This window comes from Proteiniborus sp. (assembly GCF_040308045.1).
Classification (GTDB): Bacteria; Bacillota; Clostridia; order Tissierellales; family Proteiniboraceae; genus Proteiniborus.
Genome location: NZ_JAWRHZ010000067.1, coordinates 59,824 through 72,086 on the forward strand (window position 1 = coordinate 59,824; position 12,263 = coordinate 72,086).

General features: G+C 33.3%; 11 protein-coding genes. All 11 read right to left on the reverse strand.

From position 1 onward, the window contains the following. Window positions 1–20 precede the first annotated feature (20 nt). Window positions 21–1,274, reverse strand: coding sequence for a S41 family peptidase (locus tag ABV008_RS15950; RefSeq protein ID WP_352420838.1), 1,254 nt, complete (start codon window positions 1,272–1,274; stop codon window positions 21–23). A 190-nt stretch (window positions 1,275–1,464) separates the two neighbouring features. Further along, complete coding sequence (locus ABV008_RS15955; RefSeq protein WP_352420839.1) at window positions 1,465–2,286, reverse strand: M55 family metallopeptidase; 822 nt, start codon at window positions 2,284–2,286, stop codon at window positions 1,465–1,467. A 176-nt stretch (window positions 2,287–2,462) separates the two neighbouring features. Continuing rightward, window positions 2,463–3,521 carry a C39 family peptidase gene (locus tag ABV008_RS15960; protein ID WP_352420840.1) on the reverse strand — a complete coding sequence of 353 codons (1,059 nt, stop codon included), beginning with the start codon at window positions 3,519–3,521 and terminating at the stop codon, window positions 2,463–2,465. Between the two features lie 51 nt (window positions 3,522–3,572). Further along, window positions 3,573–4,385: a C40 family peptidase gene (locus ABV008_RS15965; protein WP_352420841.1), complete on the reverse strand. Its 813-nt coding sequence runs from the start codon at window positions 4,383–4,385 to the stop codon at window positions 3,573–3,575. A 30-nt stretch (window positions 4,386–4,415) separates the two neighbouring features. Continuing rightward, window positions 4,416–5,363, reverse strand: coding sequence for an oligopeptide/dipeptide ABC transporter ATP-binding protein (locus ABV008_RS15970; protein ID WP_352420842.1), 948 nt, complete (start codon window positions 5,361–5,363; stop codon window positions 4,416–4,418). Continuing rightward, window positions 5,356–6,405 carry an ABC transporter ATP-binding protein gene (locus ABV008_RS15975; RefSeq protein WP_352420843.1) on the reverse strand — a complete coding sequence of 350 codons (1,050 nt, stop codon included), beginning with the start codon at window positions 6,403–6,405 and terminating at the stop codon, window positions 5,356–5,358. The genes ABV008_RS15970 and ABV008_RS15975 overlap by 8 nt, the downstream gene beginning before the upstream one ends. Before the next feature lie 10 nt (window positions 6,406–6,415). Next, entirely contained in the window at window positions 6,416–7,384 is a 969-nt protein-coding gene (locus ABV008_RS15980) for an ABC transporter permease (protein ID WP_352420844.1), read from the reverse strand. Then, window positions 7,384–8,328, reverse strand: coding sequence for an ABC transporter permease (locus ABV008_RS15985; RefSeq protein ID WP_352420845.1), 945 nt, complete (start codon window positions 8,326–8,328; stop codon window positions 7,384–7,386). Before ABV008_RS15985 ends, ABV008_RS15980 begins: the two co-directional genes overlap by 1 nt. A 145-nt stretch (window positions 8,329–8,473) precedes the next feature. Then, on the reverse strand, window positions 8,474–10,363 hold the full coding sequence (locus ABV008_RS15990) for a peptide ABC transporter substrate-binding protein (RefSeq protein ID WP_352420846.1): 1,890 nt from the start codon (window positions 10,361–10,363) through the stop codon (window positions 8,474–8,476). A gap of 19 nt (window positions 10,364–10,382) precedes the next feature. Then, window positions 10,383–11,681 (reverse strand): diaminopimelate decarboxylase, encoded by a 1,299-nt coding sequence (gene lysA, locus ABV008_RS15995; RefSeq protein WP_352420847.1) that lies wholly within the window; start codon window positions 11,679–11,681, stop codon window positions 10,383–10,385. Window positions 11,682–12,116: 435 nt separating this feature from the next. Continuing rightward, window positions 12,117–12,254 carry an HAD hydrolase-like protein gene (locus ABV008_RS16000; RefSeq protein WP_502929798.1) on the reverse strand — a complete coding sequence of 46 codons (138 nt, stop codon included), beginning with the start codon at window positions 12,252–12,254 and terminating at the stop codon, window positions 12,117–12,119. Window positions 12,255–12,263 lie beyond the last annotated feature (9 nt).

Genomic DNA, 12,263 nt, shown 5'->3' on the forward strand with positions numbered 1-12,263 from the left:
TTTCGCTGTGAACGCTTTTCTTATATCTTATCTTCTATAACTGCTTGAATACATTTATCCTTATTAAAATCCTCATTAGGAATAGAATCATCTACTACCATATGTGGAATAGTCTTTGTTTCCATATTTATGGAACCATCAGCATTTAGAACTAATTCCCTACTATAATTAACTATGAATCCACTTAATGGCATGTAAGTCATTGGAACATCTGCAAAAGTCATACCTCCACCTGTAGTCTCTCCAACTAAAGTAGCAAAGCCTGTATCTTTAGAAAAAGCTGCAAACTTTTCAGCAGATGAATAAACCTCCCTATCTACTAATAAATAAACCTTACCTCTGAATTTCACATTTTCCTTAGGAGCAATTTGAACTTGGTTAATTTTATAAAAGTTAAAATCTGTCTTTATTTCTGGTGGAAATTGCTGTAGAACTTTCTCATCTAAGTCCCTTATTGTATAGATAGAAGGAACTTTAAAAATATCATATACTGTTTTAGCATTTTGTTTAAAAAATGAATAGTACTCAGCACTATGTACATCGTCAATTAGCAGTTGTACAATATTTGTCCAATATTCATCACATCCACCAGAATTACCTCTTATATCTATAATAAGCTTATCATAATCTTCTACTTCCTTTAAAAAGCTTTTTATTTTAAGATAGTCTTCATCAATATGATAATAAGACATTGCCTCAATTTTCATATATGCTAATTTGTCCTCTATTAATACTTTAGTCTCTAAAACAGGTCCATTATGAAATATAAAGTTATTATTGGGGTCTAGTTGTATATTCCCTATATCACCATCAAAGTCGTATCTAGCAATAGACCTTTCATAATGAAAGATTTCGCGCCTGTTAGGAAAATAATGTTTATAATTACGCCTATATAAATCTCCTGTCAAAATATATGTATTATCATCATCTAATTCTTTTAATATATTGTTTAAAGCCACAAAATATTCAGCATCATTTTCCGTATTTCTTATTATTCTTTTATACCTATTTTTATTTTCCAACCAATTTATATTATTTAGTCTTTCGTTTACTCTAAAGAAAGGATAATTTTCTTCTAAAAGATTATGCAAAAACTCAAAATCTTTTGACTTTTCCCTAGAAGTATATTTTGCATCTAATATTCCATAATACGTTGCATCTTTTGCAGTTGTCTGAAATTCAGCTCTGCTATTATAGAGCCTTTCTATTGTAATCAATGACACAGCTATTGCTAAAACTGTAATGATGATTCTTTTTATTTTCTCTTTCCTCATAGTAATTTCTCCTTCCTTTAATATCGAAAGTTCTAACAAATTTCTAGGTGTTAAAATTCCTTTAATTTAGATATTATAATAAAACATTCTAATATTCAATCACTCTGTTAGTATTTTAATAAATATTAATAGATAAGATTACAAATTAAAAAGGAATGACTACTTGGTCACCCCCTTGAATAATTATAATCTATCGAATAGCTCCTGCTAAAACCATGCATGTTCTAAACAACATAAATAGTTCTAGATAGTCCTCTGATTCTATTCTAATTGTTCTTTCATTAATTCTTTTAGCCTGTGGTAATAGCATTACATTTTCTGCCTTAACCTCTATCATAAATTCTATATCCATAGTAATATTCCCTTCGTATTCTACTATTGGATAATCTCCAATATTTAAAAATACTTTTTTTAGCTTTTGCTCATATGTTTTCTTTAAGTCGTTGTAGGATAGATTGTGCGCCACATATCTGCCTACAGCTTTTTTAACTACTATAGTTTCTATGCCTCCTATTTCTTCTAGAGCCTGAGATGCCAACAAATCATCTCCCGCAATAGCTATTACAGGTACTCCAAAATATCCTCCAACTCCTGCATTTATTCCACATTCTCCAACTTCTTTTCTGTTTATGAATATTCTAGATATTGTTGTCCCCATATATGTATGATTAAATACTCCATTTGGTGTACCACATCTTGTATGGTAACCTATGAAAATAATGCCGTCAAAGGTATTGTCTATACCCTGCATCATGCTCAGTGGCTTTGGAGAGCCGCTTATTAGCTGAGCCCTTGGGTCTAATTCTTCTATTAACAAATTATCCATATTATCATGTGAATCATTTACTATTACTTCTGTAGCTCCATTTTTAAAGGCTTCTTCAATTACTATGTTGGCTTCTTTTGTCATAAGCTTTCTCATGCGTTGATATTCACTTGTATCACTGTTTACATGAGCTGGTGAAGCTACTCCCCATATTCCTTCCATATCTACAGATATAAAAATTTTCATTATATTTCCTCCCTTTTATGATTTTGAACAGCTGTGGAACAATAGTTGAACAGTAGTTAGATCGTTGTTGAACAATTATTATACATAGCTTTCTAATGCATAGCCTCAACATTCGTTCAGGATGACAAAATGCATGTCAGCTTATACTGTTCGTCTCAAAATGATAGTTTGGGTTTTTAATTCTCAATTGTCTGATTCCTCGGAAACACACAATACACAACACCATTCCAAGCCTTTAGAAACTGTTCACTTAAATATTCTCTTCTAACACTTTCATCGTCTAATGCTGCTGGGTCATTTACTATAATATATTCAATTCCATCTTTTATCATAAATCCTCTTATGGCTATTAAATGTCCACTTGGATAAGCCTGCGGTGCCCCTTGAAGCTCTTCTGCAGCATTAGTCCTTATGGAAGCGACTAGGGGTTTCCCTTGGCTAATCATAGCCTTTATTTGATCTAAATCAGTGAATCTTGCCACATATGCAATGAAACCTTTTGAGCCTGCATAGGCTACATTGTATGACCAGTTTCCATAAATCCCTGCGCCATTATCAAATACACCCTTTGCTACTTTTTTAGTTTCCTCGACATATCCATAATATTCCAAAACCATTGACAAGGCTGTAGGGCTACAGATTACATTACCTATATTAGGGACAATCATTTGAGAGCGCTGAGGCAGGTCTAACTCCATTTCCCAATCCCTGTCAATTTTGTAGGCTTGTAATTCTATTTTATTTAAGTTTAAAGTAATTGCTATTAACTTTACTTTAGGACTTGTAATAGTTATGCTTTCTCTTTTAAGATTTATTTTATATCTAAAGGCATTGGCTCCATGTTCTGATAATACCTTAATTAAATCTACGTCCATAATGGCCACATGATCGTATTGATTATTTATGCTTCCAATGTTGCCACTAGACCACCACTTGCCATAGGAAAACCATCTTGACCACTCTTCTCCCTGCTTAACCTGGATGAAAAATTCTATTTCACTATTATTAGCAGCTTCTGCATTCCAAGAACCTATTAAGTCTTTAAAGACTAAAGTATTTATTATTGGAGATTCATATGTGCCTTCTAGATTATTTTCTTCTAGCATTATTTCTCTTTTATTGTTTATATATACATCTCTACCAAATCCATTATAGAAGTCTTCATCTTTATTGATAAGATTTATCTCCCTAAACGAAATTTCTTTTAAATTCTTAAAGTTCTTATAATTATCCATTGGCATACCCCCTATTTATAGACATCTAAGCAAAGTTAGGCTAATGCTCGTTTAGAAAATAGAACCACATTTGATTATGGTTTTTGCCAAATCTTCTTTATAGTCTTGATGATCTGGATTTAAGCTATTAATCCGTACTCCATTGTTACTTGAAGAAGAATGTATGTATTTATGGTCACCTAAATACATAGCAACATGACCAGGGAAAAAAATCAGATCTCCTTTTTTAAATTTTTCTTTAGGTATTTCTCTCATGTCAAATCCATCTTTTATTTGAGCATCTCTGTATATAATTGAGCCATTTATAAAGTATGATATAGAGCATAAGCCTGAACAATCTATACCAAGGTGTGATTTGCCACCCCATCTATATTGGGTTCCTAAGTAATCTAGTGCAGTATTAACTAGGTTATTTCTTAACACTTCCTCCTGTATGTTCTTATGGGAAGTTAAGTATTTTCCTATATATATTGACTTTACCCATCCTTCTCTGCCATCTGGTAATATTATCTTTGACCATACATCAAAAGTTTTATCAGTTAATTTAATTATTGAACCTCTAACAACATTATGAATAGCATAAGACTGATATTTAGGCGCAGCCATAACATCTACATATCTATGATTAATTATGTTTTTGGCTTCTTCCTTCCACTTATTAGTCTTTTCTGTATCTATAGATATATAGCTTTCATGAACATATCCTTTGTATCTATAGCTTGTCATACAATGATACCAACCATTGGGAAGTTTCTCTAGAATCTCTAGAATCATGCCACATAGAGCCTCATCTGCTTTTTCTGTACTAAATCTTGGTTCTGACATTAAAGGGGCTATTGTACTAGTTACTAAAGCTAATTTCATTTTTGCTCACCTCTCACTACTCTCAGCATATTAATTTCTCCCTAGTATTTTACCATATTCTTCAAGTTCTTTGTCGTTACCTAAGACAAAGTGCCCTTTTTCTATCTCTATCCATTTTGGGGAATTATTCTTATAATCATGTATGCTTGGATCATATACCTCTAATACTTTGTTCTTTTCTGCCCTAGGATCTGGCAATGGTATAGCAGATAAAAGTGCACGTGTATAAGGATGTAGTGGATTTCTAAAAAGCTTCTCTGTATCTGCCATTTCCACTATTTTTCCTTTATGAATTACTGCTAATCTATCTGTTATAAAGCGTACAACAGATAAGTCATGAGCTATGAAAAGATACGTTAATCCTTTCTTTTTTTGAAGCTCTGATAAAAGATTTAGTACTTGTGCTCTAATAGATACATCCAATGCTGATATTGGCTCGTCAGCTATTATTAGCTCTGGCTCCATAACTAAGGTTCTAGCAACTCCAATCCTCTGTCTTTGCCCACCTGAAAACTCATGAGGAAAACGGCTCAAAAATTCAGGCAACAATCCAACATCTAAAAGAGCCTTTTCAACTTTTTCTTTTCTTTCTCCTTCACTTTTATAATTCTTCAAATTATATAAGCCTTCTGAAACTATATAATCTACTTTTGCTCTTTCATTTAGAGAAGACATAGGATCTTGAAATATCATTTGAATTTTTCTAGTCAATTCTTTGTCTAATTCTTTGTCTATATCTCCATTTATTTTCTGTCCTTTAAAGTATATTTCTCCACCAGCAGTTTCATTTAATCTGATAATAGCTCTTCCTATAGTAGTTTTCCCTGAGCCAGATTCTCCTACAAGGCCAAAGGTTTCTCCTTTATATATATGAAAGCTGACATCATTTACGGCTACAAATTTGTTCCTTTTTCTTTTACCAAATTCCACACGAAGGTTCTTAACTTCTAATAATATTTCTCTATCATTATTAAGCATTTTCGCTCAACCCCCATTGCTGGCGAAGTATTTTAATGGATTCAGGTGGGTCAACTTTTGGAGCACGTGAATCTAATAGCCAAGTCTTTGCTTTATGAGTAGGGCTTACTGTAAAATAAGGTGGCCTTTCTACAAAATCAATTTTAAGGGCTCTTGGATTTCTAGGAGCAAAAGCATCTCCTTTTATTTCATGAAATAGATTTGGAGGTGTACCTTTTATCGAATGTAAAGGCTCTCCTTTAACACCTAGCTGAGGAAGTGATGAGAGCAGTGCCCAGGTGTATGGATGCTGTGCATTATAAAAGACTTCTTCACAGGTTCCAATCTCTACAATGTCACCAGCATACATAACAGCTATTCTATCTGCTACATTTGCCACAACTCCCAAATCATGAGTAATGTATATAGTAGTTAAATTATATTTCTTTTTTAACATTTTCAAAAGACTAAGTATTTGAGCTTGTATTGTCACATCTAATGCAGTAGTAGGCTCATCACAAATAAGTATATTTGGTCTACAAGCTACTGCTATGGCTATAACAACTCTTTGCCTCATTCCTCCAGAAAACTCGTGTGGATATTGATTATATCTTTTTTCAGGTTCTGGTATGCCTACATCATTTAATATTTCGATTACTATTTTTTTTGCCTCTTCCTTCTTTATGCCTTGATGCAGCTCAACTGCTTCTTGAACTTGTTTGCCTATAATTTTAAGAGGATTCAAGGATGTCATAGGGTCTTGAAAAACCATAGCTATTTTTTTACCTCTGATTTTTATCCAATCATCTTCTTTTCTGAATTTTGCTATATTTTCTCCATTATAAATTATGCTTCCACTATCTATCCATCCATTACTGTCTAAAAGTCCCATAAAAGCTTTAGTAAATACAGATTTTCCTGAGCCAGATTCCCCGACTATTGCTAGGCTCTCACCTTCATAAAGATCAAGAGATGCTTCTCTTATTGCTGTTAAAACCCTTCCTCGTAGTTTAAATTTAACTACTAGGTCTTTTACTGATAAAATAACTTTTTTGTCTGCCATAGTGCACCTCCTAAACATGATTTCTTGGATCTGCTGCATCTGCAAACACATTACCCATTACATAAAATGATATAGTAATAATAGAAAGAACTATGGCTGGAAAAATCAACTGATAACGTAAGGATGAATCCATCATAAGAGCCCTGCCCTCGTTAATCAAGTTACCTAGAGATGGAATGCTAACTGGTAAGCCAAGACCAATATATGTTAGGAAAACTTCGTATCCTATTGCTGCTGGAATAGCTAGTGCCATTCTAAGCATAATAACCGAAACTAAATAGGGAAGTAAATTTTTAGTTATAATTCTTCTAGTTGGAGTACCTAAACATTTTGATGCTAAATTATATTCTCTATCCCTAATAATTACTATAAGATTACGTACAAAACGTGCCATGCCTAACCATCCTGTCATGCACATTGCAAAAATCATTGTAGTTAAGCTAGGCCGCATTATATATGTTAGGAGTATTAGAATAATAGTAGTAGGTACATTGTTTATAACATTGTAAATCTCAGTTATTGCACGGTCTAAGCGTCTTACATATCCCCATAAAGCTCCTATCATAATCCCAACTATTGCTTCCCATAATCCTACTACTATTCCTATTAGTAGTGATGTCCTTGTACCACTCCATATACGAGACCAAAGATCCTGTCCAATAGAGTTAGTTCCGAACCAGAATTCAATATCTGGCTGATGATTTCTAAGCTGCATTTTTGTGCTTTCATCAATATATATTTTAGTGGGAAGCTTTTGACCTGGTAAATATGGTTGAATTATTGTAAATGCCAAAATTATTATAATTAGTACTAGCAAAAATACTGCAATTTTATTTTGAGTAAAAACCTGCCAAGTAGAGCGCCAATAAGAATAGTTAGAATAGCCTGCACGTTTAGCTGCTTCATCATCATATCCTGCAAATTCAAATAAATTTTCATTTAAACTATCTGCCAATTTATTTATTGTTTTACTACCCATTATCTAGCACCCTCCTTTTTCTGTAGGTTTATTCGAGGATCAAAGACTGCCATAAGTATATCTCCTAATAATAAACCGATTATACCTATCGAAGAATATATAAGAACTAAAGCCTGCACCAATGAGTTGTCTTGTCTTTGTATAGCATCAACTAATAATCCACCCATACCAGGAATTGAGTATAGAGACTCTATATAAATAGAACCTGAAATGGTGTATAGTAATGATGTGGGTAAGTACTGAGCCATAGGAACGAAGGCATTTCTAAAAACATGCTTTACCATAATACCTTTATCTCTTAATCCTTTTGCTCTTGCTAACCTTACATAATCTTTGTTTATTTCATCTACCATATAACGTCTCATCCACATTGCATAAGAAGCTGTACTACCTAAGGACATGGAGATAGCTGGTAAAATCCAACTAACAGGCTTGTCAGGACTAAATAGAATTGGAAGTTTAAAAATATCTGTAACATATAGCTGCAAAAACAAATAATATACTGCCGCAGGAACAGCATTTATGAACACAATATATCCTGTGCCAAGTTTATCCCAAAGTTTACTTTTACTTCGTGCCATAACTATTCCTAGGAAAATTCCTGCAAAAAGAGATATTCCCATAGCTGCTAAGCCAAAATATAATGAGTAAGGAATTTTAGTTTTAAGTATTTCTGTGACAGGTACTTTAGGTCTATAGATTATTGATGTACCTAAATCTCCTGATAAAAGAGCTTTATAAAAATTACCTAATTGTATATGCAAAGGGTCTCTAAGTCCCATGCTAGTTAAGATTGCTTCTTTCTGTGTTTCGTCTAATTTTTCATATCCACTTCCAAAGTACCCCTCCTCAGGCATAAGCCTCATTAGAAGAAACACTACTGTAATAATAATAAGTAGTGTGATTAAAGATTGAAATAGTCTTTTAAGTGAGTACTTTATCATATCCCTCCCCCTTTTAACATAATTTAACAATAGTTTAACGATAGTGTAACAATAGTGTAGCGATGGTATAACGGTAGTTTAACGATTGCTTAACTACCGTTAAACTACCGCTTAACTACCGTTTAACTACTGTTCAGCAACTGGTCTAATTCCTAGCTGCCTTTAAAGCTTCAGCTCGCTCTTTTTCCCATTTTATAAGTTCTGCACTAAATTCTTCTGAATTCATAGGTTTCTCCATAATCTTCTGTCCTTTAAATCTTTCAGCAGAGACTCCAAATGGTGAATATGGTGACTCAAATGGATTTAACTTGGAAGCTGAGTAACCACCTCCACCTAATGCATATGGTATTACAAAAGCTTGGTCTATGAAAAACGCCTCTGCTTCAGCAAATAGATTATAACGTTTTTCTATATCTAATACTTCTTCCTTAGCAGCATCTACCATATTCTGATACTTAGTATTTCCATTGGCTTCAACATAGCCTTCTGCTAACTCAGGCCAGTTATAAGTTCCTCCAGGATAGAAAGGATCTGTATATGTTTCAGGGTCAGCGTAGTCTGGTCCCCAGTTACACTCTAAGAATGCATAATTTCCAGAACGCCTTACTTCTTTTAAGAAGCCTGTAGGTGGTTTAGGGTCTATGATTATATCTATATAGTCTGTTCCTAATAGATTTTCCATCTGCTGCTCTATTACTTGTGCACGATTTGCCCATTCAGTGGAACCTGTATTATAAGGCATTAGAACCTTAATAGGGAATGTAGCCTTTCCTTTTAGTTCTTCCGTAGCCTTATCTCTATATTCTTGTGCTAAACTTTCATTAAAGGAGTCAGTATTTGCAAAGTTAGATAAGCTTCCAAGCTGGGTATAATCTAAGCCATCTAAATCAACAAAATTCTTAGGAGTTATAGTGTTGGAAATTCTCTTTTCTGGATCATAAGGCTCTGCTGTTAACATAGCAGCTTTTCTATCAAGAGCATGAAATAACGATTTACGAAAGTTTAGATTATTTACTGCCTTCTTCCAGTTTTCCGGTTCATATTCTGCAGGGAATTGTGGGTCAAAATTGAAAGCATAAAAGTAAGTATAGAATCCTGTTCTATTAGGACGCACCATTGCTGCCTTTGTAGAATCCTTCATCCAACCATCAATAATCGATGAAGAAATGTCTGCATAATCTATATCCCCACGTAATAATAGCTCTGGAGCCAATGTGCCTGCTTCTTTGTTGTAAGTAGATATGATTTTTTTGATATGAATGTTTTCTTTATCCCAATAACTCTCATTTGCTACAAGTACTCTTCTAGTTTGTGGTTCAAATGTTTCCATGATGTATGCACCATTATACAGCATAGTAGTATTATCTGTGCCAAACCTATCTCCTACTTCACTTAGATATTGTCCATTGGCTGGAAAGAAGCATACATAAGTAAGCATAGATAGAAAATATGGAGTAGGCTTTTCTAATGTATATTCTAAAGTATATTTATCTAAAGCCTTAACTCCTACTTCATTAAAATCTATAATTTCTCCATTATAGAACTTTTCGGCATTCTTAATAACTGAATATGCTATGTTTGCAGTTTTGGACTCATTGTTGCTATCTAAAATGTACTTCATAGCATCTACAAAGTCTTGGGCTACAACTTCTGCGTATTCTTTTCCATCATGAGTTAGCCACTTAACTCCTTCTCTAAGCTTAAATGTCCAAACTAAACCATCATCTGAAGTATTCCATTCAGTAGCTAAGCAAGGCTGTGGAACTCCGTATCTGTCATAATCAATTAGTGTATCAACAAAATTAGCTGCCAGTGCAAATTCCGAAGTAGTTGCAGTAACTAGATAATTTATTGTTGTTATCTCCCCAGCATAAACTGTTCTATATTCCTGTACTACATCACTTATATTAGTAACCTCTTCAGATTGCTCGCCTTCTGTAGGTTTGTCAACAGCTACTTGTTTATTCTGTTCCCCTTTTGTACAGCCAACTAGTAGCATTAGTAATGCTAGTATCAAGGCTAATATTCTTTTCATTTTCCCCCTCCTTAAAATTTTACAATCCCTCTGGTATACTCTCTTTTGAAACTAAATCATCATATGTTTCTCTTCTTACAATTACATGCTCTTTATCTTTACTTAAGAGTACTATGGCAGGTCTCGGTAGCTTATTATAATTACTAGACATAGAGTAATTGTATGCTCCTGTACTTAAAACGGCTAGGATATCACCCCTTTCAATATTTGGCACCATTAAATCCCATATAAGTATATCTCCTGTTTCACAGCACTTTCCTGCAATAGTTACTAATTTGCTAGGCTTAAGGTTGCATTTGTTTGCAACTATGGCCTCGTATTTGGCATTATATAATGCTGGTCTTGGATTGTCTGGTAGTCCACCATCCACACTTACATAAGTTCTGACATTTGGTATATCTTTAACTGTTCCTACCCTGTAAAGAGTAATCCCGGCTTCTCCTACTATCCATCTGCCAGGTTCAATAATAATAGTAGGTATATCTATACCTAACTTATTGCAATATGAGGATACTTTTGTCATTATTGCATCTGTATAATATGCAAGTTCTTTGACATCATCTGTCTCATTATAATATATTCCAAAGCCTCCTCCAGTATTAAGTTCTTTTGTAACAAAACCGAATTCGTCATAGATCCATTTTATTAGATTTATTAATATTTCTACTGCCAATGAGTATACATTCTTATCATAAAGATTTGAGCCTAAATGAAAATGAAATCCCATAAGTCTTATATTATTAGATTTGATAGCTCTCCACACTGCTTCATCAATAATCCCTTTTACCAAGGGTATACCAAATTTTGAATCTTTTTGTCCTGTAGATATGTATTTATGTGTTTTTCCCTCTACACCTGGTGATACTCTAATTAAAATTTTCACTTTCTTTTGCTTTATATTTGCTATTTCTTCTAAAATGTGAATTTCATCTATGCTATCAACTACAATTCTTCCTACATTTTTATCAATAGCCATTTCAAGTTCTTCATAGGATTTATTGTTCCCATGAAACATAACCCTGTCCATGGGAAATTCAGCCTTCATAGCAGTATAAAGTTCTCCACCTGATACAACATCAAGCAACAGACCTTCACTTTCTATTATTTTACACATAGTCATTGTAAGAAAAGCCTTACTTGCATAAGCTGCCTTAGTATTTTTATATTTATGCAAAAAATTTGTTTTTAACTCTCTGCATCTTTGTCTTATGATATCTTCAGAAAGTACATATAATGGTGTTCCATATTTATTTGCCAGTTCTACAGTATCATGTCCTACAAAAAAAAGCTTAGTATCACTACAGTTAATTGTTTTCATTGTTACAGCTCCCTCTTACTTATTGACACATATTATCATTGCAACTGTTATGCCAACTGTAGCTATTTATAACTGTGTATATCTTGATATAGTTATAGAGCAAGGATGGACATCTGATAAATTTTTTTATATTATATTATTGAATATATTATTGTATTCTGAAAACATTTCCGTAATAGCGAACTATTCTACAAGCCTATTTGTCTAGATAACAAATCAATAGTAGAGTCTTATATTCTTTCCTAAAGATAAGTAGTTTAACGTTTCATAGAACGAATACAAGCTTGTAGGCTATGTTTTTTTGATAAATACAATGAATTGTTTTATAATTCGTGTAACATATTGCAGAATATTCAGACAACTTATGGCGTAACTTTTCGTTTAGGCAGGTGTTATTTATAGTATATTCTATATAAGCTTAATTTTTCCTGCCTTTTATTGTATTATTTTCTGTGCTACTTCTTCTAAATCCTTACCATTTATATCTGAACTTAAGCTTTCTTCTCCAATCTTTGCTGTTTTACAACCTGCACTTTTACCTGCTTCAATATCTGTTTCCATATCGCCTATTATCCAGCTATT

Bases quoted from the DNA above. Each gene is read 5' to 3' on its own strand.
- ABV008_RS15990 (WP_352420846.1), bottom strand. From the start codon at position 10,363: ATGAAAAGAATATTAGCCTTGATACTAGCATTACTAATGCTACTAGTT.
- lysA (WP_352420847.1), bottom strand. From the start codon at position 11,681: ATGAAAACAATTAACTGTAGTGATACTAAGCTTTTTTTTGTAGGACAT.
- ABV008_RS15975 (WP_352420843.1), bottom strand. From the start codon at position 6,405: ATGGCAGACAAAAAAGTTATTTTATCAGTAAAAGACCTAGTAGTTAAA.
- ABV008_RS15985 (WP_352420845.1), bottom strand. From the start codon at position 8,328: ATGATAAAGTACTCACTTAAAAGACTATTTCAATCTTTAATCACACTA.
- ABV008_RS15965 (WP_352420841.1), bottom strand. From the start codon at position 4,385: ATGAAATTAGCTTTAGTAACTAGTACAATAGCCCCTTTAATGTCAGAA.
- ABV008_RS15980 (WP_352420844.1), bottom strand. From the start codon at position 7,384: ATGGGTAGTAAAACAATAAATAAATTGGCAGATAGTTTAAATGAAAAT.
- ABV008_RS15970 (WP_352420842.1), bottom strand. From the start codon at position 5,363: ATGCTTAATAATGATAGAGAAATATTATTAGAAGTTAAGAACCTTCGT.
- ABV008_RS15955 (WP_352420839.1), bottom strand. From the start codon at position 2,286: ATGAAAATTTTTATATCTGTAGATATGGAAGGAATATGGGGAGTAGCT.
- ABV008_RS15960 (WP_352420840.1), bottom strand. From the start codon at position 3,521: ATGGATAATTATAAGAACTTTAAGAATTTAAAAGAAATTTCGTTTAGG.
- ABV008_RS15950 (WP_352420838.1), bottom strand. From the start codon at position 1,274: ATGAGGAAAGAGAAAATAAAAAGAATCATCATTACAGTTTTAGCAATA.